Raw genomic sequence first — 24,388 nt, 5'->3', positions numbered from 1 at the left:
TTCGATTTTGCTCTCGTTTTTGGAAATTAGATTGTACGACGAGTGGAAACTTTCAGTACTGGTAACCTTTTGCCACGGTTATATCTGTGTAGCTGTTTCATAATGGTGACAAAAAGATCATATTCCTTCGCTGAATGCAAACCAGACAGTCAAAGTTGTAACAATAATTAACGAGGAAAATACTCGAAATAAACAACATGTGGAGAAAATATATGCACTGCAACATGTTGTTTATTTTAATGTCCACAACATTGGTCCGCGCAAAAAACAACCACAGATATTTTTAGCCTCGCTTATGGTATACTCCGCCGCCTTAAGATTTGACATCGCACTTTTTCATTGAAACATAACGAGGAAAATAAATGAGTACGCCTGACTTTTCCACTGCTGAGAATAACCAGGAACTGGCCAATGAAGTCACCTGCCTGAAAGCCATGTTAACGCTGATGCTGCAGGCAATGGGTCAAGCCGATGCAGGCCGCGTGATTCTTAAAATGGAAAAACAGCTCGCGCTGATTGAAGATCAATCACAGGCTGCGGTATTTTCCAACACGGTTAAGCAAATTAAACAAGCTTACCGCCAGTAATAAGAAACCGGCTGATAGCAATGCTCTCAGCCGGTTTTGCGTCTGACACTCAGAACGATAATTTACTCAGATAAGCCCGGTTGCCGCGGCATAACAGGCTATCTGCGTTTTGTTTGGCGCGTTGAATTTCTTTTGCATATTCTTCTGGTGGAAGTTCACGGTATTTTCAGAAATCGACAGAATGATGGCTATCTCTGAAGAGGTCTTCCCTTCTGCCGTCCATTTCAATATTTCCTTTTCCCGCTTGCTAAAACGCATCTCTGGCGCCATAACCATGTCATCTTCCAGTCGCGTCAGTACAGACAGACTTTCCCGTACCAAAAGCTGCATCCTGAGCTCCACTTCATCGCTCGCAAGGCGACTGTTACGGATACTTGCACGCGATACAGATAAAAAACCCAACGCCCGGTTAGGCAACATTAAGCATTGCGTCATCCCTTTGCGTAAACCGTGATTGCGCGCGGCGTCCCACAAAGGTTGCGCATCGCGAAACAGAGTATCGTTCCAGGGTAAATGCCCCTGACTGAAGTTTTCAGGTTTCAGCACCGGATCAATGGCAAAATAATTTTCGGACTGATAATGCGCCACCCATGCTTTGGGATAGGTCGTATGAAGTGACGTTTTAGGTCGGGTAAAAGGTACCGGATGACGAACACAGAGCGCGTAAAAATCAAACTCTAAGTGCTGCGTCTGTTGTTGCAATTCCGTATAGACATCCTCTGCCGTCGCCATTTCCTGAAAGCGTAACAGCATGCTCCGTCGCCAGGTGAAGAAATCAAGATCCTGCATACTAAGTGGTAATGCCCCTGAGATTGATAATCATCCAAACATATGAAACAAGCTAACACATAAATGTATTTTATATATGCAAATTATCGGACAAATGAACAATTACTTGAGTATTACTCAACAGCGGAAGTAAGTAACAGAATCAAATGTTAATAATAAAGCAATAATTATAAATAGTTATGCGAAGAGCACTCGCCAGAAACAATCCCGGCGAGTGCCATATACACTATTTATTGCATCAAAAACTTTTCAAGAAACTGACGGGTACGCGGCTGCTGCGGATGTGTGAATAAGGATTTTGCTGGTCCCTGCTCGACTATCCGTCCTTGATCCATAAATATCGCTCTATCGGCGACATCGCGAGCAAAGCTCATTTCATGCGTCACAATTACCATGGTGCGTTTTTCCTGCGCCAGTTGGCGGATGGTATTAAGTACCTCGCCAACCAATTCAGGATCAAGCGCGGAGGTCGGTTCATCAAAAAGAATAACCTCAGGTCGCATCGCCAGCGCTCGGGCAATCGCTACGCGCTGCTGCTGTCCACCCGATAAACGCCGTGGATAGCTGGTTTCTTTACCTGCCAGCCCGACTTTCGCCAGCAATTCACGCGCACGAGCTGTCGCTTCAGCTTTTGGTTCACCTTTGACTATCACCGGCCCTTCAATAATGTTTTCCAGCACTGTCCGATGGGGAAACAAATTAAAGTTCTGGAACACAAAACCGACGTGCTGGCGTAACTGACGAATCAGCCCTTTCTGCTGGGTCAACGAACGCGCGGTATCAATGGTAATCTCACCCACTTTAATGGTGCCCGCCTCCGGTTGCTCCAGCAAATTAATGCTACGCAGCAGCGTGGTTTTGCCCGATCCGCTCGGCCCGATAATCGCTACTACTTCACCAGGTTTGACGTCAAGATCGATCCCATGCAGCACCGTTTGCCCATGAAATTTTTTGACCAGGTTTCTGACTTCGATAGCACTCATTTCGGCTCTCTCTCCTGGCGGTTCAGTTGTTCTTCAAAATAGTTTTGCAGCGCAGAAAGCACCGTCGCCATCACCCAGTAAATCAACGAGGCCGCCAGATACATCGTAAAGACTTCCAGCGTACGCGAGGTAATCAGCTGCGCCTGACGGAACAGTTCCGGTACCTGAATAGTGGCGGCCAAAGAGGTATCTTTCACCAGACTGATAAAGCTGTTGCTCAGCGGCGGCAGCGCAACGCGCGCAGCCTGTGGCAGGATTGCCCGGCGCATGGTCTGCCAGCGCGTCATACCAATACTGGCACCCGCCTCCCACTGTCCTTTGTCGATGGAAGAGATTGCCGCACGCAGGGTTTCCGCAGCGTAGGCGGCTGTATTAAGCGACAAGCCAATCATCGCCGCCGGGATGGGATCAAGCTCAATTCCAAACTGCGGCAGACCGTAATAAATCATAAACAGCTGGGCAATCAACGGCGTTCCGCGAAAGATAGAGATATAAAAACGCGCCAGCCAGCGCACAGGCAGCAGCGGCGACAGACGCATCAACGCCAGGATAAACCCCAGCACGAGGCCAAAAAACATCCCGCCGATACTCAGTTGCAGCGTAAAAACCGCGCCTTTAAGCAGATACGGCAGGGAATCAATTACCAGTTGGATACTTTCATGCATTAGCGTTTTTCGACCTGGTTGTTACACGTGAGGATGGTAGGCAAACAGTGCAGGCGCCCCACCGGTATGGATAAAGAGGATTGGCCCTTCATCTTTGAAGCGCTTCTGGCTGATGCCGTCAATCAAACCCGCCATCGCCTTACCGGTATACACCGGATCCAACAAAATGCCTTCCAGGCGCGCCAGCAGTTTTACTGCCTCCATGCCTTCTTCGTTTGGCGTACCGTAGCCCGGCGCATAATAATCATCCCATAACAGGATATCCGCTGAGGCCGTCAGTTCCAGTTCACGGGCAATATCCTGCTGCAGCGTAACAACTTTGGGTTTTTGATCGGCGACGCTGCGCGAAACGGTCACACCGATAAGCTCGACATCTGGCATCAGTTGCTCCAGCCCCACCGCCAGCCCGGCATGCGTTCCCGCACTGCCCGACGCGACCACCACGGAAGAGAGCGAAACGGCCCCTTCACACTGCTGGGCAATTTCCAGCGCGCTCTCCACATAACCCATCGCCCCCAGAGCATTAGAGCCCCCAACAGGGATCACATACGGGCGGAACCCTTGCGCTTCAATGCGCGTCGCCAGCTCCTGCAACTGCGCATTCGGATCGGTTAGCGCGTCACACATTTCGATCTGCGTATTAAACAGATCCAACAGCAGACGGTTGCCATTGGTGAGATAGTTTTCCGCCGTGGTGCCAATCGGATTTTCCAACAGCGCCACGCAGTGCAGGCCAAGTTTAGCCGCTACCGCCGCCGTCTGGCGAACGTGGTTGGACTGAATCGCGCCTGCAGTTATCAGCGTATCTGCGCCTTCACGCAGCGCGTCTGCGGCCAGAAACTCCAGCTTACGCAGCTTATTGCCGCCCATGGCCATCGGCGTGACGTCATCGCGTTTGATGAAAATATCGCGCCCGAGGTAGTCGGAGAAACGTGGAAGATATTCGAGCGGCGTTGGCGCGCCAATAAATTCCAGACGTGGAAAGCGCGTTAAGTTATGCAGCGGCATACAGCCTCCGGTATTCGTTGTTGTGATGTTCTTTTTATTATGCACGCTCAGGCGCAATGAAATAAAAAAAGGCGCTGTTAAAGGCGCCTTTTTTCATCGGATGCCGATTATTTCGTCACATCCGCTCCAAACCATTTTTCAGACAGGGCTTTCAGCGTACCGTCTTTCTGCATTTCAGCAATGGCCGCATCAACCGCTTTCAGCAGATCTTCATTGCCTTTACGCAGCGCCACGCCTGACTCCTGGCGGGAGAACGCTTCACCGGTCACAGCCAGCGTGTCTTTGGTTTTCTTCACCAGATCCAGCGCCGCCAGACGGTCAACCAGAATGGCGTCGATACGGCCTACACGCAGATCCTGGTATTTAGTCGGGTCGTCATCATAGGTACGAATATCCACGCCCTGCACGTTCTGGCGCAGCCACTCTTCATAGTTGGTGCCCAGACCAACGCCGACTTTTTTACCTTTCAGATCGGCAGCGGTCTTAATAACACCTTCATTGCCTTTTTTCACCAGCGCCTGAATACCAGAAACCGTATACGGGGTAGAGAAATCGTATTTTTTCTTACGTTCGTCAGAGATGGTCACCTGGTTGATGACCACATCAATGCGCTTGGAATCAAGAGAGGCCAGCATACCGTCCCACTTGGTCGGCTTCAGGTTAGCTTTCACCCCAAGGTGCTTGGCCAGTTCTTCGGCGAACTCTACTTCGAAACCGGTCAGCTTGCCGTCATCGCCCTGAAAACTAAACGGGGGATAGGTCCCTTCCAGGCCCACCAGCAGCGTGCCGCGCTCTTTAACTTTATTTAACAGACCTTCATCTGCATAAGTCTTTACGCTCATTCCGGCGACAAGTGCAACAGCCATTACACCCATCAGAGCCTGACGTCCCAGAAGTGCTAATTTCATAGTTACCCCGAATATTGTCATTAGTGACTATCATTTATGACTACAGTGTAAAGCGTTTGCTGTGTTCCACAAACACGACTCTGTTACACCTTATTCGTTTTTAATATATATCAGAACTGGCTGTCCAGGAGGATTTCTGCATATGTCCCATATGGGTATGGGCTTTGAACTGCTCATACTTACGCAAGGCGATGCGGTAATTGTTGGTGCTGGTTTCCGGCAGCCACGGGGCAAGGTTTTCGTCGAGGAACCCTTCCTGCAGCAGGTCATGAGAGATATTTTGTTCGGTCAGGTGATTCCCGAGGCGACGCAGGCGGACAACGTATTCACGTACTGTGCCGTGACTCATTTCGGTCTGCTCAAATAAAAACTGTTTAAAACCGATAATGTCGAAAAAGTCGCTCTGCTCTTTGCAATGCAAATCACCGCAAAAACGACACAGTGCCACCCACTCTTTTTTCTCCTGCTCCCACTCGGCTTCATCCAACAAAGTGTCCAGGCGGGCGATGGCGATTTTATTCACAATTTGCCCGCGACGAACCAGCGTGATCCGGTCGAGCAACTTAAAGCAATGGGCGCAATGCGTCTGGCTGTGTTTGAAATCTTTGAGGTAGCGGCTTAGAGGCCGTCTTTTTGATTGCTGCACCGTCATGAGAACTCCTGGTAGTCAATTCGTAATGCGGCATTGTTCAGGGGTAATGATTACCCCTATAGCTTACCCAGCTTGGTGCGTAGACGTTTGATGGCCTGGCTGTGCAACTGGCTGACCCGTGACTCCCCGACTTCCAGTACCGCGCCAATCTCTTTCAGATTCAGCTCTTCCTGGTAGTACAGCGTTAACACCAGCTTTTCACGCTCCGGCAACGCCTCGATCGCGTCCATCACGCGCTGGCGGAGGTTACCCTCAAGAAGCTGTTGTAACGGGTTTTCCTGCTGATGTTCTTCCGTCACCAGCTCAATACTATCGCCATGCTCTTCCCGCCACTCGTCATAAGAGAAGAGTTGGCTGTTATTGGTATCGAGCAACATCTGACGATACTCTTGCACAGGAATAGCCAGACGCGCCGCCACTTCGGTTTCCGTCGCGTTGCGCCCTAATTCCTGCTCCAGTTGTCCCATCGCCTGTGCCACTTCGCGAGCATTGCGCCGAACGCTACGCGGCACCCAATCCCGGCTACGTAGTTCGTCCAGCATTGCTCCACGAATACGCTGCACTGCGTAAGTGGTAAATGCCGTTCCTTGCAAAGCGTCATATCGGTCAACGGCATTCAATAACCCGATGCCGCCCGCTTGTAGCAGGTCATCCAGTTCTACGCTCGCCGGCAAACGCACCTGAAGGCGCAATGCTTCGTGACGCACCAACGGTACATAACGCTGCCACAGCGAGTGTTTATCCATTACACCTTCAGCGGTATACAGTGAATTCACGATAAACAGCCCTGCGTTAAATGAGTTATCGGCATGATTATCCGTTTCTGCAGGGGTTTTAATCGGGTGAATAGTGGGTGAAATGGGGGGTTATTTAGGGGTTACGGGTAAAGCTAAATATAAAAAACCCCGCCGGAGCGGGGTTTGCGCGATAAGCGTAAATTAACGCAGCAGAGACAGAACGTTCTGCGTGGTCTGGTTAGCCTGCGCCAGAACAGAAGTACCTGCCTGTTGCAGGATCTGAGCACGAGACATGTTAGACACTTCGGTCGCGTAGTCAGCATCTTCAATACGGCTACGAGCAGAAGACAGGTTGTTTACGGTGTTGCCCAGGTTGGTGATGGTAGAATCGAAACGGTTCTGCACCGCACCCAGGTCAGAACGCAACGCATCAACCTGTGCCAGCGCTTTATCCAGAGCTTTCAATGGATCTGTAGTTTTATCAGTTGCTGTTGTTTCTTTAGTGGTAATTTTACCATCCGCAGTAACATGAGCAATTTTACCGGTGCTATCTGTGATACGTCCATCATCCTGCACCTTATATACTGCTGTATTATTATTCGTAAAAGCACCAGCATCATCAACGAATACCGCACCACCAGCATTCACTACAGCACCACCTGTAACTGTGAAGCCATTACTTGTTGTGAAATCTTTTGACCCGATCGCATTTTTAAGCCCATCAGCGGAAATTTTGGCACCCGTGATGTTAATATTGCCTTTGGTTGCAGTAGTACCATCATCACTACCTGCAATAGAAATGCTAGTATTAGAATCTTTGAATGTAATTGTTGAAGCAACTTTTGCGCCACCAGAAGTATTTAATTCAAGGTTAGCAAGTGTTGCATCCTTCAAAGTTCCTGAGCTCGTTTTGGTCAGGTTACCACTAGTATCAATAAAGAGCGCACTGTTATCATCTGCTGCTGTAATTGTGCCATCTTTGGCAATGTTAACATCTTGAGTTGTCCCGCCAATATCGATAGTAGCTTTGGTAACATCCCCAGCTTTCGGTGTTACATAATTCTGGACATCGTTAAGATCTACAGCCGTGGCATCGAATGAATATGTACCGGTTTTAGAATCCAGCTTATAAGCTGTACTAGCCGCTGTACCAAATCCATTGGGCACTGTAGCAGTAACAGTAGTGCCTGTCGGCAAACCACCAAGAACATCACCTGCAGACGCGGTTTTAAATCCAGCATCACCAGTCCAGGTTTTTGCTGTCGCATCATAAGCAAATGAGGCTGCTTTTAGATCTTTATCTGTAGCAACAGCATTAGCAACGCCACCCTTACCGTTAACGTTAAAACCATTCAAACCCAGAGTAGAAGAAGTAATTTCTTTCAGGTCGATGGTGATGGTTTCGCCGTCATTCGCGCCAACCTGAATTTTCATGGAGCTGTCGGACGCCAGTACTTTCACGCCGTTAAACTGAGTCTGACCGGAAACACGGTCAATTTCGCTCAGACGCTGGGTGATTTCATTCTGGATAGAGTCCAGGTCAGACTGGGAGTTGGTGCCGTTGGTTGCCTGAACGGACAGTTCACGTACACGCTGCAGGTTGTTGTTGATTTCGGACAGTGCACCTTCAGTGGTCTGCGCGATGGAGATACCGTCGTTGGCATTACGAGAAGCCTGAGTCAGGCCTTTAACGTTAGCAGTAAAACGGTTAGCAATCGCCTGACCAGCAGCATCGTCTTTGGCGCTGTTGATACGCAGACCGGAAGACAGACGCTCGATAGCGGAGCTCAGGGAAGACTGAGATTTGTTCAGGTTGTTCTGGGTCAACAGCGACAGGCTGTTTGTATTGATGACTTGTGCCATGATCTTTTCCTTATCAATTACAACTTGATGTTATTGGGCTGTTGCCCACGGTTTCTCACCGTAACCCATGTATCGGCACCTTAAATTCGAACTTTAGAAAATTTTTACTTTCCGCCCTCTTTTTTCTTAGCCCCAGAAATACCCGCAATATGCCCCACTATTCTGCGCATTATTTTTACAAAACTATCATTAAACTTTGCGCGCAGATTGCCGATAACCCGCTTAACTACTGTTTGCAATCAAAAGGAATTAGGCATGGCTTCATTTACTTCTCTTGGCGTCGGTTCAAATCTGCCGCTGGATACGTTGCTGAACAACCTGACTATCGCGGAAAAAAAACGCTTAAACCCAATAACTCAACAACAAAGCGATAATACCGCGCGTCTGACCGCCTACGGCACATTAAAAAGTGCACTGGAAAAATTTCAGACTGCGAACACAGCGTTAAATAAAGCCGATCTATTCAAAAGCACAACCGTTACCAGCAGCAGTGAAGATCTGAAAGTGACCACCGAAGCGGGGGCTGCACCGGGTATCTATACCATTAGCGTCACCCAACTGGCACAAGCGCAATCTTTAAGAACCAATTCAGCGACTAAGATTGTGTCAACAAAAGACGCGCTGGGTGACAGTTCAGCAGAAACACGCACCATAAAAATTGCGCAGGAAGGCCGTAAAGAGCCACTGGAAATTAAGCTGAATAAAGACCAGACCTCACTGGATGAGATCAGCAAAGCGATAAACGATGCCGATAGCGGAATTTCGGCCAGCATCGTTAAGGTTAAAGATGGCGACTACCAATTGGTACTGACTGCCAGTGAAGGCGAAGCCAATAAAATGACTATCTCCGTTGAGGGAGACAGCAAGCTAAATGATCTACTGGCATATGACAGCGAAACCGGCACCGGGAATATGAAGGAACAGGTTAACGCTCAAAATGCGAAGTTAACCGTAAACGGTATCGATATTGAACGTTCCAGTAATAAAATTACCGATGCCCCTCAGGGCGTAGTGCTCGATCTGACCAAAAAAGTCACTGATGTTCGGGTCACGGTAACAAAGAATAACGACAAAGCAACCGAAGCCATTAAAGGCTGGGTCGATTCATATAATTCCCTTATCGACACCTTTAATACGCTGACTAAATATAAAGAAGTTGATCCGGGTGCTGAAGCGCAAGACAAAAATAACGGAGCGCTGCTTGGTGACAGTGTTGTTCGTACGATTCAAAGTGGAATTCGTGCACAATTTGCCAACGGTGCCAGTGATGGCGCTTTTAAAACATTAAATGAAATTGGTATTAAGCAGGACGGCGCAACCGGCAAGCTGAAAATTGACGATGATAAGCTGAAAAAAGTCCTGAACGAAAATACAGCCTCCGTGCGTGAACTGCTGGTCGGCGACGGCAAAGAAACCGGTATTACCACCAAAATTGCCACTGAAGTAAAAAGCTATTTGGCTGATGACGGTATTATCGACAGCGCACAAGACAGTATTAACTCAACGCTGAAAAAACTGACTAAACAGTATCTGTCAGTTAGCGCCAGTATTGATGACACCGTGGCACGTTACACGGCACAGTTTACGCAGTTAGACACCATGATGAGCAAGCTCAACAACACCAGTAACTATCTGAGCCAACAATTTACGGCGATGAATAAATCCTGATAACACGAGGTAAGTATGTATACCGCGAGCGGTACCAAAGCCTATGCACAGGTCAGTGTGGAAAGCGCCGTGATGAGCGCCAGTCCGCATCAACTGATTGAAATGTTGTTTGACGGCGCGAACAGCGCCCTCGTGCGCGCTCGCCTGTTTATGCAACAGGGTGATATCGTCGCCAAAGGTGAGGCCTTAAGCAAAGCCATTAACATTATCGACAATGGTCTGAAAGCAGGTCTGGATCAGGAAACTGGCGGTGAAATCGCCACTAACCTGTCTGCGCTGTATGACTATATGATCCGCCGTTTACTGCAAGCTAACTTGCGTAATGATTGTCAGGCTATTGAAGAAGTCGAAGGGTTGCTCGGCAACATTGCAGAAGCCTGGAAACAGATCTCACCGAAAGCATCTTCCCAGGAGTCTCGTTAATGACCTCAGCCGTGGAGTTTATCAACCGTTGGCAGCGCATCGCGTTGCTCAGTCACTCACTGCTGGAACTGGCGCAGCGAGGTGAATGGGACCTTTTACTGGAACAGGAAGTTACCTATCTGCAAAGTATTGAAGTGGTCATGGAAGAGCAAACTCCACCAGGCATTACGCGAAGTATTCAGGACTTAGTCGCCGGGTACATTAAACAGACGCTGGATAACGAACAGTTACTCAAAACGTTGTTGCAGCAGCGCCTGGATGAGCTCAGCAATCTCATCGGTCAGTCAACGCGCCAGAAAACGTTGAATAACGCCTATGGCCGTCTTTCCGGCATGCTGTTAGTCCCCGACGCTCCCACTGCCCCACAATAATTTCCCGTCTCGTCTGAATTATCTTCCATACTCCAGAGGTCGGCCAAACGACTTCTGGAGCACGGAAGATGAAAAATCCCACATTATTGCAGTACTTCCACTGGTATTACCCTGATGGCGGCCAACTCTGGCCCGAACTTGCCGAACGCGCAGGCGGACTCAATGATATCGGCATCAACATGGTATGGTTGCCCCCCGCCTATAAAGGCGCGTCCGGCGGTTATTCGGTGGGTTACGACTCTTATGATCTGTTTGATTTGGGCGAATTCGACCAAAAGGGAACCGTCGCCACCAAATACGGCGATAAGAATCAACTGCTGGCAGCGATAGACGCGCTTAAGCACAATGATATTGCCGTCCTGCTGGATGTAGTGGTCAATCACAAAATGGGCGCAGATGAGAAAGAAAAGATCCGCGTCCAGCGGGTTAACGCCGAGGATCGCACGCAAATAGACGATGAGGTTATCGAATGCGAAGGCTGGACGCGCTACACTTTCCCTGCCCGCGCAGGCCAGTACTCGCAATTCATTTGGGATTTTAAATGCTTCAGCGGCATTGACCATATCGAGAACCCAACCGAAGACGGTATTTTTAAAATCGTTAACGATTACACCGGCGAAGGCTGGAACGATCAGGTTGATGATGAGTTGGGTAATTTTGATTATCTGATGGGCGAGAACATCGACTTTCGTAATCACGCCGTCACCGAGGAACTCAAATACTGGGCGCGCTGGGTGATGGATCAAACCCATTGCGACGGCTTTCGCCTGGATGCCGTCAAGCACATTCCGGCCTGGTTTTATAAAGAGTGGATTGAGCACGTGCAGGAAGTGGCGCCCAAGCCTCTGTTTATCGTCGCAGAATACTGGTCCCACGAAGTCGACAAGCTACAAACCTACATCAACCAGGTAGAGGGGAAAACCATGCTGTTCGACGCCCCTTTGCAGATGAAATTCCACGAAGCGTCCCGCCAGGGCCGCGATTATGACATGAGCCAGATTTTCACCGATACCCTGGTAGAAGCCGATCCGTTTCATGCCGTCACGCTGGTGGCCAATCACGACACCCAACCTTTACAGGCACTCGAAGCCCCCGTCGAGCCGTGGTTTAAGCCGCTGGCCTATGCGCTGATCCTGTTGCGTGAAAATGGCGTACCGTCGGTGTTTTACCCTGACCTCTACGGAGCGCATTACGAAGACACTGGCGGCGATGGCGAAACCTATCCTATCGACATGCCGATCATTGAACAGCTTGATGAACTGATCCTCGCGCGCCAGCGCTTCGCACACGGGGTACAGACGCTCTTTTTCGATCATCCTAACTGTATCGCTTTTAGCCGCAGCGGAACGGACGACGATCCCGGCTGTGTGGTGGTACTGTCAAACGGCGATGACGGGGAAAAGACCATCAATCTCGGCGCCAATTACGGCAATAAAACCTGGCGTGACTATCTGGGAAATCGCGAGGAAAGCGTGGTCACCGATGAAAACGGTGAAGCAACGTTTTTCTGTAACGGCGGGAGCGTCAGCGTGTGGGTCATTGAAGAAGTGATTTAAAACTCAACCCCGGTGGCCATGGGCTACCGGGGCGTACGGCTTATGGCAGTGGCGTAGCCAGCGGCGTTTTCTTTAACGCATCAGCACATTCCTGCGTCGGGCGATCCACCCGCTGCAGCGTCATACCGTCATATTCCAGCGTATTGCCTTCGCGCTCGATCTCATACAGCTCGCGTTTCACCGTCACGTTGGTGAGATCGCCAGAGAGCATCGTCAGTTTCCCCGGCAGCGCGATCACCCGCTGCCACTGGCGACAATCCAGCGTATCGCCCTCTTTCGTTATCACCAGGCTGGCAATCGCTTCAGGGCTTACCAGACTGCGTTGCGGACCTTTTGACTGCCAGTATCCTTCCAGACCGGCTGGCGCTGGCGTTTTCACCACGTCGTTATAATTTTCTACTTCGGCGCATCCGGTAAGCGCCAGAAATACACCAACGATTGCTAATTTTTTCATCATTCATCCTGCATGCGAAGAAAATGGGATTGTGGCATTAAAGGCCTGATGTCGCCAGCCTTTCGGCAGCGTTGAGAAAGATTGATCCAGACGGTATTACCTCTTATTACTCATAGTCAAAAATTCTGAACGGTGTAGTATCCACACTTCTTGTTACATACCTTCTGAGTTCAGAGGCGCAACGCATGTCATGGCAACACTTCAAACAGGCCTGGTTAATTAAATTTTGGGCCCCCGCCCCTGCGGTCATCGCAGCGGGTATTCTCTCCACTTATTATTTCGGCATTACGGGAACCTTCTGGGCCGTTACCGGTGAATTCACCCGTTGGGGTGGGCAAATCCTGCAACTGTTTGGCGTGCACGCCGAAGAGTGGGGATACTACAAGCTGATCCATCTCGAAGGCTCGCCCCTGACCCGCATTGACGGCATGATGATCCTCGGTATGTTCGGTGGCTGTTTTGCTGCCGCACTGTGGGCTAACAACGTCAAGTTACGCATGCCGCGCAGTCGGGTGCGTATTATGCAGGCGATAGTCGGCGGGATGATCGCCGGATTCGGCGCCCGGCTCGCGATGGGCTGCAACCTGGCCGCATTCTTCACCGGCATTCCACAGTTCTCGCTACATGCCTGGTTTTTCGCGCTGGCAACGGCAATCGGCTCATGGTTTGGCGCACGCTTTACCCTGCTGCCGATGTTTCGTATTCCGGTCAAAATGCAGAAAGTTTCCGCCGCTTCGCCGTTAACGCAAAAGCCGGATCAGGCCCGTCGCCGTTTCCGCCTTGGCATGCTGGTGTTTATCGGCATGATCGGCTGGGCGCTACTCACCGCGATGGATAAACCCAAGCTCGGTCTGGCGATGCTGTTTGGCGTTGGGTTCGGTCTGCTGATTGAACGGGCGCAAATCTGCTTCACCTCCGCCTTCCGCGACCTGTGGATTTCTGGTCGCACCCATATGGCAAAAGCAATCATCTTCGGGATGGCGGTCAGCGCCATCGGTATCTTTAGCTACGTGCAACTGGGCGTCGAGCCTAAAATCATGTGGGCGGGTCCAAATGCGGTGATCGGCGGCTTGCTGTTCGGCTTTGGCATCGTTTTAGCGGGCGGATGCGAAACCGGCTGGATGTACCGCGCCGTTGAAGGCCAGGTGCATTACTGGTGGGTTGGGCTGGGCAACGTTATTGGCTCGACCATTCTGGCCTACTACTGGGATGATTTTGCTCCCGCGCTCGCCACCAACTGGGACAAAGTGAATCTGCTCGACACCTTCGGTCCGCTCGGCGGTCTGCTGGTAACCTATCTGTTGTTGTTTGCCGCGCTGATGCTCATTATCGGCTGGGAAAAACGCTTCTTCCGTCGCGCAGGGCTAACGCCTGCCAAGGAGTCTGTATGAAAAATATCGTGCCTGATTATCGCCTCGATATGGTCGGAGAACCGTGTCCATACCCGGCTGTCGCCACGCTGGAAGCGATGCCGCAATTGAAGAAAGGTGAAATTCTGGAAGTGGTGAGCGATTGCCCGCAGTCAATCAACAATATTCCACTGGATGCGCGTAATCACGGCTATACGGTGCTGGATATTCAGCAGGATGGCCCAACGATCCGCTATTTGATTAAGAAGTAACTGGTTGCCGGATGGCCGCTGCGCTTATCCGGCAAACAATCTCTGCACGTTAAACCTACACCTGCATCGACATCACTTCCTGGTAGGCCGACACCAGTTTGTTACGCACCTGAATACCCATCTGCATTGATACCGACGCTTTTTGCATATCGGTCATCACATCATTCAGCGCAATACCCGGTTCACCGAGGGTAAATTTCTCAGCCTGCGTACGGGACGCGGTTTGCACATCGCTGATCCTGTCTAACGCCGCATGCAGTTGTCCGGCAAAACTCACGGTCGGTTGTGGCTGCATATCCTGCATTTTTGCTGACATCGCCGTGGCTTGTAACTGGCTGATGACCCCTTCAATCCCCTGTATTGCCGACATTCTGATCCCCTGGATGATTTTTTACTTAGCTGAGATTACCAGTTAGTCAATAAGATAAAGGCGTTAAATAACGATAAAAAACCACGGTTTTTAACGCATAGAAAAATTCGAAACCGCAAATAATGAGACCGTCAATTTTTCGAGTTTGCTGACCCGGGAGTGAGTCTTGTTCCACTTTGCAAAAAACGCCGTCCACGATAAGCCACGAGGTGCGAGATGAGTGCGACAGCATCGACTGCAACCCAGCTTAAACCTCTCGAGTGGTTAAACCGCCTGCGCGCGAATCCCAGAATTCCTCTGATTGTGGCGGGAGCCGCTGCCGTCGCTATCATCGTGGCGATGGTCCTGTGGGCCAAAACACCTGACTACCGCACACTGTTCAGCAACCTATCCGATCAGGATGGTGGCGCGATTGTCACCCAACTGACGCAGATGAACGTTCCCTATCGTTTTACTGAGGGAAGCGGTGCTATAGAAGTTCCTGCCGATAAAGTTCACGAATTGCGGTTACGTCTGGCACAACAAGGTCTGCCGAAGGGCGGCGCCGTTGGCTTTGAGCTGCTGGATCAGGAAAAGTTTGGTATTAGCCAGTTTAGCGAGCAGGTCAACTACCAGCGTGCGCTGGAAGGTGAATTAGCCCGTACTATTGAAACGCTGGGACCGGTAAAACGCGCCCGCGTGCATCTGGCAATGCCAAAACCGTCGCTGTTTGTGCGTGAGCAAAAAGCGCCTTCAGCCTCCGTGACCGTTAACCTTGAACCGGGTCGCGCACTGGATGAAGGTCAAATCAGTGCGGTCACGCATCTGGTTTCCAGCGCTGTTGCAGGCTTGCCACCGGGCAACGTTACGCTGGTCGACCAGGCGGGTCATCTGTTAACTCAGTCAAACACCAGCAGCCGCGATCTTAACGATGCGCAGTTGAAATACGCCAGCGATGTCGAAGGGCGCGTTCAACGTCGTATTGAATCGATCCTGTCGCCGATTGTCGGCAACGGTAACGTACATGCGCAGGTCACCGCACAACTGGATTTTGCTAATAAAGAGCAAACCGAAGAACAGTACCGTCCAAACGGTGATGATTCCCAGGCCGTGCTGCGTTCACGCCAGTTAAACGTCAGCGAGCAGATCGGTAGCGGAGCGCCAGGCGGCGTACCGGGCGCATTGTCTAACCAACCAGCACCGGCTAATACCGCGCCAATCGCCACCCCTCCGGCTAATCAGCAAAATGCGCAAACCACGCAAACGGCAAATAACAACAATAATTCTGGTCCACGCAGTACGCAGCGTAATGAAACCAGCAACTATGAAGTCGACCGTACCATTCGCCACACCAAAATGAACGTCGGCGATGTACAGCGTCTCTCGGTGGCGGTGGTGGTCAACTATAAAACGTTGCCGGACGGCAAACCGCTGCCGTTAACCGCCGATCAGATGAAACAGATTGAGGACCTGACCCGTGAAGCGATGGGCTTCTCCGACAAGCGTGGCGATACCCTGAACGTGGTGAATTCACCCTTCACGGCGACCGACGATTCCCTTGGCGAGCTGCCGTTCTGGAAACAGCAGGTCTTTATTGAACAGTTGATGACCGCAGGCCGTTGGTTGCTGGTTCTGCTTGTTGCCTGGATCCTGTGGCGTAAGGCTGTTCGCCCGCAGTTGGTTCGCCGCAGCGAAGAAGCAAAAGCGGTACAAGAACAAACGCGTATCCGTCAGGAAACCGAAGAAGCGGTAGAAGTTCGCCTCAGCAAAGACGAACAAACCCAGCAGCGTCGTACGAATCAACGTCTGGGTGCAGAAGTGATGAGCCAGCGTATTCGTGAAATGTCAGATAACGATCCGCGCGTCGTGGCGCTGGTCATTCGCCAGTGGATGAGTAACGATCATGAGTAATGCCCTTACCGGTACCGATAAAAGCGTCATCCTGCTGATGACCATTGGCGAAGATCGCGCGGCTGAGGTGTTTAAACACCTTTCCACGCGCGAAGTTCAGGCGCTCAGTACAGCGATGGCGAACGTACGCCAGATCTCCAACAAACAGTTGACGGAAGTACTGGCCGAGTTTGAGCAAGAAGCAGAACAATTTGCCGCGCTGAATATCAACGCCAACGAATATCTGCGCTCCGTGCTGGTGAAAGCGCTGGGCGAGGAACGCGCCTCCAGCCTGCTGGAAGATATTCTGGAAACCCGCGATACCACCAGCGGCATTGAAACGCTCAACTTTATGGAACCGCAAAGCGCCGCCGACCTTATCCGCGACGAGCATCCACAGATTATCGCCACCATTCTGGTGCACCTCAAACGGGGCCAGGCCGCCGATATTCTGGCGCTGTTCGACGAGCGTTTACGCCACGACGTGATGCTGCGTATCGCCACCTTCGGCGGTGTGCAGCCTGCCGCGCTGGCAGAACTGACCGAGGTACTGAACGGTCTACTCGATGGTCAGAACCTCAAGCGCAGCAAAATGGGCGGCGTGAGAACGGCAGCAGAAATTATCAACCTGATGAAAACCCAGCAGGAAGAAGCGGTTATTACCGCCGTACGCGAATTCGACGGCGAGCTGGCACAGAAAATTATCGACGAGATGTTCCTGTTCGAAAACCTGGTGGACGTCGACGATCGCAGTATCCAGCGTCTGTTGCAGGAAGTGGATTCCGAATCGCTGCTGATTGCCCTGAAAGGTGCCGAACAGCCGCTACGCGAGAAGTTCCTGCGCAACATGTCGCAACGTGCTGCCGATATTCTGCGTGACGACCTTGCCAACCGCGGCCCGGTGCGTTTGTCGCAGGTGGAAAACGAACAGAAAGCCATTCTGCTTATTGTGCGTCGTCTGGCGGAAACCGGCGAGATGGTGATAGGCAGCGGCGAGGATACCTATGTCTAACGAACTGCCGTGGAAAGTCTGGACTCCGGACGACCTCGCCCCACCGATGGCGGAGTTCGTACTGGCCGACCACAGCGAAACGCCGCTGTCAGAAGAAGCTGAAGAGCCACAGCTTTCCGCAGAGCAACAGCTTGAACAGCAGCTCGCACAGCTGCAAATGCAGGCCCATGAGCAAGGGTATAACGCGGGGCTGGCGGAAGGTCGACAAAAAGGTCACGAACAAGGCTATCAGGAAGGTCTGAGCCAGGGGCTGGAGCAAGGCCAGAACCAGGCGCGAGCACAGCATGCGCCTATCCATGCCCGTATGCAGCAGCTGGTGAGTGAGTTTCAGAATACGCTGGACGCGCTGGATAGCGTCATTGCCTCGCGACTGATGCAAATGGCGCTGGAAGCTGCGCGTCAGGTGATTGGTCAGACGCCAATCGTGGATAACGCGGCGCTGATTAAGCAAATCCAACAGTTATTGCAACAGGAACCGCTGTTTAGCGGTAAACCGCAGCTGCGCGTACATCCGGACGATCTCCAGCGTGTGGAGGAGATGCTCGGTGCCACTCTCAGCCTGCACGGCTGGCGGCTACGCGGCGATCCCACGCTGCATCACGGCGGTTGTAAAGTCTCAGCTGATGAAGGCGATCTGGATGCCAGCGTCGCCACGCGCTGGCAAGAACTCTGCCGTCTGGCAGCGCCGGGGGTCGTGTAATGACCACTCGCCTGACTCGCTGGCTCAATACGCTGGACAACTTCGAAGAGAAAATGTCACTGCTGCCTGCGGTGCGTCGTTATGGTCGCCTGACCCGCGCAACCGGGCTGGTGCTGGAAGCCACAGGATTACAGCTGCCGCTCGGTGCCACCTGCGTCATTGAACGCCAGGACGGCAACGAAACCCAGGAGGTCGAAAGCGAAGTCGTGGGCTTTAACGGTCAACGTCTGTTTCTGATGCCGCTCGAAGAAGTCGAAGGCGTTCTGCCCGGCGCGCGCGTATACGCGAAGAACATTGCCGGAGAAGGTCTGCAAAGCGGGAAGCAATTACCGCTTGGCCCTGCTCTGCTGGGTCGTGTGCTGGACGGTAGCGGCAAACCGCTCGACGGACTGCCCGCCCCGGATACCACCGAAACCGGCGCATTGATTACGCCGCCGTTTAACCCGCTGCAACGGACCGCAATTGAACACGTCCTGGATACCGGCGTACGCCCCATCAACGCGTTGTTAACCGTTGGCCGCGGCCAGCGTATGGGGCTTTTCGCCGGTTCCGGCGTCGGTAAAAGCGTCCTGCTCGGCATGATGGCGCGCTATACCCAGGCCGATGTTATCGTCGTGGGTCTGATTGGCGAGCGTGGTCGCGAAGTTAAAGATTTTATTGAAAATATTCTCGGTGCTGACGGTCGCGCACGCTCGGTAGTGATTGCCGCTCCGGCGGACGTCTCGCCGCTGTTACGTATGCAAGGCGCGGCCTACGCCACGCGCATCGCCGAAGATTTTCGCGATCGCGGACAGCATGTATTGCTGATTATGGACTCCCTCACCCGCTACGCGATGGCACAACGTGAGATAGCCCTGGCGATCGGCGAGCCACCGGCAACCAAAGGTTATCCACCCTCAGTATTCGCTAAGTTACCGGCGCTGGTCGAACGGGCCGGTAACGGTATCCACGGCGGCGGTTCAGTCACCGCGTTTTATACGGTACTGACCGAGGGTGACGACCAACAGGACCCGATTGCCGATTCCGCGCGCGCGATTCTGGACGGTCACATTGTGCTGTCTCGTCATCTGGCCGAGGCGGGTCACTATCCGGCCATCGATATTGAAGCCTCGATCAGCCGCGCCATGACCGCGCTCATTAGTGAAAAACACTATGCACGGGTGCGTAACTTTAAACAGTTGCTGTCCAGCTTCCAGCGTAACCGTGATCTGGTCAGCGTGGGGGCGTATGCCAAAGGCAGCGATCCGATGCTGGATAAAGCCATCGCCTTATGGCCGCAGCTGGAAGCATTCTTACAGCAAGGTATTTTTGAACGGGCTGACTGGGAAGATTCTCTACAAGCTTTGGAACTGATTTTCCCTGGTGTGTGATTAAGCAGGAGAGCATAGGTCATGGCACAACATGGTGCATTAGCAACATTGAAAGACCTGGCTGAAAAAGAGGTAGATGACGCTGCTGTCTTATTGGGAGAGATGCGTCGTGGCTGTCAGCAGGCGGAAGAACAGTTGAAAATGCTGATCGATTATCAGCATGAGTATCGCAACAATCTGAACAACGACATGGGCCAGGGTATTACCAGCAATCGCTGGATCAATTACCAACAATTTATTCAGACGCTGGAAAAAGCGATTGAGCAACATCGCCAACAGCTCAATCAATGGACACAGAAAGTAGACCAGGCATTGAACAGTTGGCGCGACAAAAAACAACGATTACAGGCGTGGCAGACGTTGCAGGACAGACAAACCTCGGCGGCGTTACTGGCCGAAAACCGTCTGGATCAGAAAAAAATGGATGAATTTGCTCAGCGCGCAGCTATGAGGAAACCCGAATGATTACTTTACCCCAACTGATTACCACCGACACCGATGTAGCCGCAGGTCTTCAGTCAAGCAAAGCGGTAGATTCACCCGAAGATTTTTTAGCGCTACTGGCTGGCGCATTAGGTGCGGGCGACGCACAAGGTAAAGACGCCCCGCTGTCGCTTGCCGACTTACAGGCGGCCAGCAGTAAGCTGCAAAAAGGGTTGCTGCAAAAAAATGGCGATGCCACACCGTCGGTCAAATTAACCGATCTGCTGGCGCAACAGGAGCTGCAAACCGAGACTTCTCTTGCCGACATGACTGACGCTCAGCAACTGTTGTCCGCTCTCACGCCTTCACTGAAAGCGAATGCCCTGACGACACTGGGCAAAGTCGCTCAGCAGGACGAAAAAAACACTACGCTGAGTGATGACGATCTCGCCAACCTGAGCGCGTTGTTCGCCATGCTGCCAGGACAACCACTGGCTACGTCTGCCGTCGACAGCGCACCAGCCCCTGTTGATGCGGCGCTTTCCGCATTGTCACGAGGCGCGGTACACGGCGCGGCGACTGATAATGCAGCCGAATTACTGCCGGGTGATGCCAAAAAAGGCAAAGCGGATATCACGATTGCTGGCGGTGGTGCTAATCAGGCAAACAACCCGGCATTAACCCCGCTGACGGCGGCAGCGAACGCCAGAACTGAAATCGACAGCACCCCGTCACCGACCAGCATTGGCATGACTGCGGCCCCGCTAAGTAGCCCACAAACACACGCACAACCATTACCGACGGCCGCGCCGGTGTTAAGCGCTCCGTTAGGTAGCCATGAATGGCAGCAATCGCTGAGCCAGCACGTCACCTTGTTCACGCGCCAGGGCCAGCAAAGCGCAGAGCTGCGTCTGCATCCGCAGGACCTGGGTCAGGTACATATTTCGCTCAAGCTGGACGATAACCTCGCACAGTTACAAATGGTTTCACCGCACAGTCACGTGCGCGCCGCACTGGAAGCCGCATTACCGATGCTGCGTACACAGTTGGCTGAAAGCGGGATCCAACTGGGGCAAAGCAACATCAGCAGTGAAAGCTTCGCTGGCCATCAGCAGTCTTCCGGACAGCAACAGCAGTCTGGTCGCGCTCAAGGACAAGACATTTTTGCCGCTGAAGATGACGCAATACTGGCAACCCCAGCCTCGCTGCAAGCCGCTGCCCGCGGCGATGGCGCAGTAGACATCTTCGCCTAACGCCAGAGGTAGCATGATTATCCGCGTCTTTTCCACGCTTTGTCGTGGACAGGACACGGGATAATCAGCCCATAAGCTGTACCGAAACAGGAAGCCCGTATCTGATGACTGACTCCGCGATTAACAAAAAAAGTAAACGCGCTATTTGGATCCCTCTGCTGGTATTAATTACCCTCGCCGCCTGCGCAACTGCAGGTTATAGCTACTGGCGCATGCAGCAGCAGCCTTCCGCCAGCGTCAAAGCGGAACCGGCTCCACCGCCAGCCCCGGTGTTCTTTGCGCTGGATACCTTTACCGTCAATCTGGGTGATGCAGACCGTGTGCTGTATATCGGTATCACACTGCGCATGAAAGATGAGGCGACACGTTCACGTCTTAACGAATATCTGCCGGAAGTGCGCAGCCGCTTGCTGCTGCTATTTTCTCGTCAGAATGCGGCCACACTCGCCACCGAGGAAGGTAAGCAACAGCTGATTACCGCCATCAAAGAGACGCTGGCGACTCCGCTTGTTGTTGGACAACCGAAACAGGTTGTCACCGACGTTCTTTATACAGCTTTTATTCTGCGGTAAAGACATGGGCGACAGTATTCTTTCTCAGGCAGAAATCGACGCATTGCTGAACGGCGATAGCGAAACCAAAGACGAACCCATTTCAGGTATCGCAAAAGAAAGCGATATTCGTCCTTATGATCCCAACACTCAGCGTCGCGTGGTACGTGAGCGTTTACAGGCGTTGGAGATCATTAACGAACGCTTCGCGCGCCAGTTCCGTATGGGGTTATTTAACCTATTGCGCCGTAGTCCGGATATTACCGTGGGTGCGATCCGTATCCAGCCTTACCACGAATTTGCGCGCAACTTGCCGGTTCCGACCAACCTGAACTTAATCCACCTGAAGCCGCTGCGCGGTACGGGTCTGGTGGTGTTCTCACCAAGTCTGGTATTTATCGCCGTAGACAACCTGTTCGGTGGTGACGGTCGTTTCCCGACGAAAGTGGAAGGCCGCGAATTTACGCACACAGAACAGCGCGTTATCAACCGCATGCTGAAGCTGGCGCTGGAAAGCTACAGCGACGCGTGGAAGGCCATCAACCCGCTGGAAGTGGAATACGTCCGTTCTGAGATGCAGGTGAAATTTACCAATATCACCACCTCCCCGAACGACATTGTGGTGAACACCCCGTTCCACGTTGAAATTGGCAACCTGACCGGTGAATTTAACATCTGTCTGCCATTCAGCATGATTGAGCCGTTGCGTGAGCTGCTGGTGAATCCGCCGCTGGAAAACTCGCGTAATGAAGATCAGAACTGGCGCAATAATCTGGTGCGTCAGGTTCAGCATTCTGAGCTGGAGCTGGTGGCAAACTTTGCCGACATTCCGCTGCGGCTATCCCAGATTTTAAAACTGAAACCCGGCGATGTACTGCCGATTGAAAAACCCGACCGCATTATTGCTCATGTGGACGGCGTGCCTGTGCTGACCAGCCAGTATGGCACTGTAAACGGTCAGTATGCGTTACGCGTAGAACATCTGATAAACCCGATTTTGAATTCGCTGAATGAGGAACAGCCCAAATGAGTGATATGAATAATCCGTCCGATGAGAACACTGGCGCATTGGACGATCTGTGGGCTGACGCGTTAAACGAGCAAAAAACCACGCCCACCAAAAGTGCGGCCGATGCGGTATTCCAGCAGTTAGGTGGCGGCGACGTCAGCGGTGCTTTGCAGGACATCGACCTGATCATGGACATTCCGGTCAAACTGACCGTCGAACTGGGCCGTACCCGCATGACCATCAAAGAGCTGCTGCGCCTGACGCAGGGGTCGGTTGTCGCCCTGGATGGTCTGGCAGGCGAACCGCTGGATATCCTGATCAACGGTTATCTGATTGCCCAGGGCGAAGTCGTCGTGGTCGCGGATAAATACGGTGTGCGTATCACTGACATTATCACCCCATCTGAACGTATGCGCCGTCTGAGCCGTTAATCATGAATACCCAGGCTACCGTTTCTCAACCCGCCGCCGTTTCCGGTTCACCGCTGGTGCAGGTAAGCGGCGCGCTGCTCGGGATCATCGTCTTGATCCTGGCGGTCGCCTGGGTCATTAAACGTCTGGGGTTTGCCCCCAAAAGTGCCGGTACGCGCGGGCTAAAAGTCGCGGCCAGCACCTCATTGGGTCCACGTGAGCGCGTGGTGATTGTCGAGGTCGAAGATGCCCGTCTGGTACTGGGTGTCACAGCCTCGCAGATTAACGTCCTGCACACCCTGCCCCCGGCACCTGCCGATGCGGAAGAAAAAACGGCCTCCCCTGCGGATTTCCAGGCCATGATGAAGAGTTTGCTTAAGCGTCCTGGGAGATCCTGATGCGCCGTTTGTTATCCCTCACGCTGGCAGGTTTGTGGCTTTTCAGTCCCGTTGCCCTCGCCCAACTCCCGGGTCTGGTTAGTCAGCCGTTGCCGGGCGGCGGACAAAGCTGGTCTTTGCCCGTGCAGACACTGGTGTTCATCACCTCGCTGACGTTCCTGCCTGCAATTTTGCTGATGATGACCAGCTTCACCCGCATCATCATTGTTTTCGGTCTCCTGCGAAATGCGCTGGGTACCCCCTCTGCACCACCTAACCAGGTGCTACTGGGCCTGGCGCTCTTTTTGACCTTTTTCATCATGTCGCCGGTGATCGATAAAATCTACGTCGACGCATATCAACCGTTCAGCGAAGAGAAGATCTCCATGCAGGAAGCTATGGAGAAAGGCGCCCAGCCGCTGCGTGAGTTTATGTTGCGCCAGACCCGTGAAGCCGATCTGGCCCTCTTCGCGCGCTTAGCAAACAGCGGTCCATTACAGGGACCAGAAGCCGTGCCGATGCGAATTTTGCTACCCGCTTATGTCACCAGTGAGTTGAAAACAGCATTCCAGATAGGTTTTACCATTTTTATTCCGTTTCTGATTATCGACCTGGTGATCGCCAGCGTACTGATGGCGCTCGGGATGATGATGGTACCGCCAGCCACAATCGCGTTGCCGTTTAAGCTGATGCTGTTTGTGTTGGTAGACGGTTGGCAGCTACTTGTCGGCTCGCTGGCACAAAGCTTTTACAGTTAGA

General features: G+C 52.3%; 28 protein-coding genes. 18 read left to right on the top strand and 10 right to left on the bottom strand.

Annotated features, from left to right (window positions below; translation table 11 throughout):
* Positions 1-362: 362 nt before the first annotated feature.
* Positions 363-587: a DUF2594 family protein gene (locus GFB57_RS13800; RefSeq protein WP_003030482.1), complete on the top strand. Its 225-nt coding sequence runs from the start codon at positions 363-365 to the stop codon at positions 585-587.
* A gap of 66 nt (positions 588-653) precedes the next feature.
* On the opposite strand, the gene sdiA is transcribed toward GFB57_RS13800, so the two are convergent.
* The 8 genes from sdiA to GFB57_RS13760 form a co-directional block, all read right to left on the bottom strand.
* Positions 654-1,376, bottom strand: coding sequence for a transcriptional regulator SdiA (sdiA, locus tag GFB57_RS13795; RefSeq protein WP_003030480.1), 723 nt, complete (start codon positions 1,374-1,376; stop codon positions 654-656).
* Positions 1,377-1,606: 230 nt separating this feature from the next.
* Positions 1,607-2,359, bottom strand: coding sequence for an L-cystine ABC transporter ATP-binding protein TcyN (tcyN, locus tag GFB57_RS13790; RefSeq protein WP_003030477.1), 753 nt, complete (start codon positions 2,357-2,359; stop codon positions 1,607-1,609).
* Positions 2,356-3,024 carry a cystine ABC transporter permease gene (tcyL, locus tag GFB57_RS13785; RefSeq protein WP_003030474.1) on the bottom strand — a complete coding sequence of 223 codons (669 nt, stop codon included), beginning with the start codon at positions 3,022-3,024 and terminating at the stop codon, positions 2,356-2,358. The genes tcyN and tcyL overlap by 4 nt, the downstream gene beginning before the upstream one ends.
* A 21-nt stretch (positions 3,025-3,045) precedes the next feature.
* Complete coding sequence (gene dcyD / locus GFB57_RS13780; RefSeq protein WP_003030471.1) at positions 3,046-4,032, bottom strand: D-cysteine desulfhydrase; 987 nt, start codon at positions 4,030-4,032, stop codon at positions 3,046-3,048.
* Positions 4,033-4,139: 107 nt separating this feature from the next.
* Positions 4,140-4,940, bottom strand: coding sequence for a cystine ABC transporter substrate-binding protein (gene tcyJ, locus GFB57_RS13775; protein ID WP_003030469.1), 801 nt, complete (start codon positions 4,938-4,940; stop codon positions 4,140-4,142).
* Between the two features lie 100 nt (positions 4,941-5,040).
* Entirely contained in the window at positions 5,041-5,592 is a 552-nt protein-coding gene (gene fliZ / locus GFB57_RS13770; protein WP_003030467.1) for a flagella biosynthesis regulatory protein FliZ, read from the bottom strand.
* A gap of 56 nt (positions 5,593-5,648) precedes the next feature.
* Entirely contained in the window at positions 5,649-6,368 is a 720-nt protein-coding gene (locus GFB57_RS13765; RefSeq protein WP_003030465.1) for an RNA polymerase sigma factor FliA, read from the bottom strand.
* 162 nt (positions 6,369-6,530) lie between these two features.
* Complete coding sequence (locus GFB57_RS13760; RefSeq protein WP_290366809.1) at positions 6,531-8,192, bottom strand: FliC/FljB family flagellin; 1,662 nt, start codon at positions 8,190-8,192, stop codon at positions 6,531-6,533.
* A 255-nt stretch (positions 8,193-8,447) separates the two neighbouring features.
* Here GFB57_RS13760 and fliD point away from each other — a divergent pair, with 255 nt between their 5' ends.
* The 4 genes from fliD (at position 8,448) to amyA (ending at position 12,210) form a co-directional block, all read left to right on the top strand.
* Complete coding sequence (gene fliD, locus GFB57_RS13755) at positions 8,448-9,860, top strand: flagellar filament capping protein FliD (RefSeq protein ID WP_003030462.1); 1,413 nt, start codon at positions 8,448-8,450, stop codon at positions 9,858-9,860.
* 15 nt (positions 9,861-9,875) lie between these two features.
* Positions 9,876-10,283 (top strand): flagellar export chaperone FliS, encoded by a 408-nt coding sequence (gene fliS, locus GFB57_RS13750; protein ID WP_003030459.1) that lies wholly within the window; start codon positions 9,876-9,878, stop codon positions 10,281-10,283.
* Positions 10,283-10,654 carry a flagella biosynthesis regulatory protein FliT gene (fliT, locus tag GFB57_RS13745; RefSeq protein ID WP_003030458.1) on the top strand — a complete coding sequence of 124 codons (372 nt, stop codon included), beginning with the start codon at positions 10,283-10,285 and terminating at the stop codon, positions 10,652-10,654. Before fliS ends, fliT begins: the two co-directional genes overlap by 1 nt.
* 68 nt (positions 10,655-10,722) lie before the next feature.
* Positions 10,723-12,210, top strand: coding sequence for an alpha-amylase (gene amyA / locus GFB57_RS13740; RefSeq protein WP_003030456.1), 1,488 nt, complete (start codon positions 10,723-10,725; stop codon positions 12,208-12,210).
* A 40-nt stretch (positions 12,211-12,250) separates the two neighbouring features.
* Here the strand turns inward: amyA and yedD are convergent, their stop codons facing one another.
* Positions 12,251-12,664: a lipoprotein YedD gene (yedD, locus tag GFB57_RS13735; protein ID WP_003030454.1), complete on the bottom strand. Its 414-nt coding sequence runs from the start codon at positions 12,662-12,664 to the stop codon at positions 12,251-12,253.
* 164 nt (positions 12,665-12,828) lie between these two features.
* On the opposite strand from yedD, the gene yedE reads away from it, so the two are divergent.
* Both yedE and yedF read left to right on the top strand, forming a co-directional pair.
* A complete protein-coding gene (gene yedE / locus GFB57_RS13730; protein ID WP_322911064.1) occupies positions 12,829-14,055 on the top strand; it encodes a selenium metabolism membrane protein YedE/FdhT in 1,227 nt (408 codons plus the stop codon).
* Positions 14,052-14,285 (top strand): sulfurtransferase-like selenium metabolism protein YedF, encoded by a 234-nt coding sequence (gene yedF / locus GFB57_RS13725; protein WP_003030450.1) that lies wholly within the window; start codon positions 14,052-14,054, stop codon positions 14,283-14,285. The genes yedE and yedF overlap by 4 nt, the downstream gene beginning before the upstream one ends.
* Before the next feature lie 55 nt (positions 14,286-14,340).
* Here the strand turns inward: yedF and fliE are convergent, their stop codons facing one another.
* Positions 14,341-14,655: a flagellar hook-basal body complex protein FliE gene (gene fliE, locus GFB57_RS13720; protein WP_003030448.1), complete on the bottom strand. Its 315-nt coding sequence runs from the start codon at positions 14,653-14,655 to the stop codon at positions 14,341-14,343.
* Between the two features lie 216 nt (positions 14,656-14,871).
* Here fliE and fliF point away from each other — a divergent pair, with 216 nt between their 5' ends.
* From fliF to fliP, 11 genes are all read left to right on the top strand, one after another.
* A complete protein-coding gene (gene fliF, locus GFB57_RS13715) occupies positions 14,872-16,545 on the top strand; it encodes a flagellar basal-body MS-ring/collar protein FliF (protein WP_003030446.1) in 1,674 nt (557 codons plus the stop codon).
* The gene (gene fliG, locus GFB57_RS13710; protein ID WP_003030443.1) at positions 16,538-17,536 is read left to right on the top strand and encodes a flagellar motor switch protein FliG; all 999 of its coding nucleotides are present in this window, start codon (positions 16,538-16,540) and stop codon (positions 17,534-17,536) included. Before fliF ends, fliG begins: the two co-directional genes overlap by 8 nt.
* Positions 17,529-18,236, top strand: coding sequence for a flagellar assembly protein FliH (fliH, locus tag GFB57_RS13705; RefSeq protein ID WP_003030441.1), 708 nt, complete (start codon positions 17,529-17,531; stop codon positions 18,234-18,236). The genes fliG and fliH overlap by 8 nt, the downstream gene beginning before the upstream one ends.
* On the top strand, positions 18,236-19,606 hold the full coding sequence (gene fliI / locus GFB57_RS13700; RefSeq protein ID WP_003030440.1) for a flagellar protein export ATPase FliI: 1,371 nt from the start codon (positions 18,236-18,238) through the stop codon (positions 19,604-19,606). The genes fliH and fliI overlap by 1 nt, the downstream gene beginning before the upstream one ends.
* Before the next feature lie 21 nt (positions 19,607-19,627).
* Complete coding sequence (gene fliJ / locus GFB57_RS13695) at positions 19,628-20,071, top strand: flagellar export protein FliJ (protein WP_003030438.1); 444 nt, start codon at positions 19,628-19,630, stop codon at positions 20,069-20,071.
* Positions 20,068-21,282, top strand: coding sequence for a flagellar hook length control protein FliK (gene fliK / locus GFB57_RS13690; protein WP_003030436.1), 1,215 nt, complete (start codon positions 20,068-20,070; stop codon positions 21,280-21,282). The genes fliJ and fliK overlap by 4 nt, the downstream gene beginning before the upstream one ends.
* 104 nt (positions 21,283-21,386) lie before the next feature.
* Entirely contained in the window at positions 21,387-21,854 is a 468-nt protein-coding gene (fliL, locus tag GFB57_RS13685; RefSeq protein WP_003030435.1) for a flagellar basal body-associated protein FliL, read from the top strand.
* A 4-nt stretch (positions 21,855-21,858) separates the two neighbouring features.
* A complete protein-coding gene (fliM, locus tag GFB57_RS13680) occupies positions 21,859-22,863 on the top strand; it encodes a flagellar motor switch protein FliM (RefSeq protein ID WP_003030434.1) in 1,005 nt (334 codons plus the stop codon).
* A complete protein-coding gene (gene fliN, locus GFB57_RS13675; protein ID WP_003030433.1) occupies positions 22,860-23,273 on the top strand; it encodes a flagellar motor switch protein FliN in 414 nt (137 codons plus the stop codon). The genes fliM and fliN overlap by 4 nt, the downstream gene beginning before the upstream one ends.
* Complete coding sequence (gene fliO, locus GFB57_RS13670; RefSeq protein WP_085952515.1) at positions 23,273-23,650, top strand: flagellar biosynthetic protein FliO; 378 nt, start codon at positions 23,273-23,275, stop codon at positions 23,648-23,650. The genes fliN and fliO overlap by 1 nt, the downstream gene beginning before the upstream one ends.
* A complete protein-coding gene (gene fliP, locus GFB57_RS13665) occupies positions 23,650-24,387 on the top strand; it encodes a flagellar type III secretion system pore protein FliP (RefSeq protein ID WP_003030427.1) in 738 nt (245 codons plus the stop codon). Before fliO ends, fliP begins: the two co-directional genes overlap by 1 nt.
* Position 24,388 lies beyond the last annotated feature (1 nt).

The sequence above is a fragment of the Citrobacter sp. S39 genome (assembly GCF_009495675.1).
Classification (GTDB): domain Bacteria; phylum Pseudomonadota; class Gammaproteobacteria; order Enterobacterales; family Enterobacteriaceae; genus Citrobacter; species Citrobacter freundii.
The sequence above is the reverse complement of the archived record's forward strand: the minus strand, read 5'-3'. Positions and strand labels throughout refer to the sequence as shown.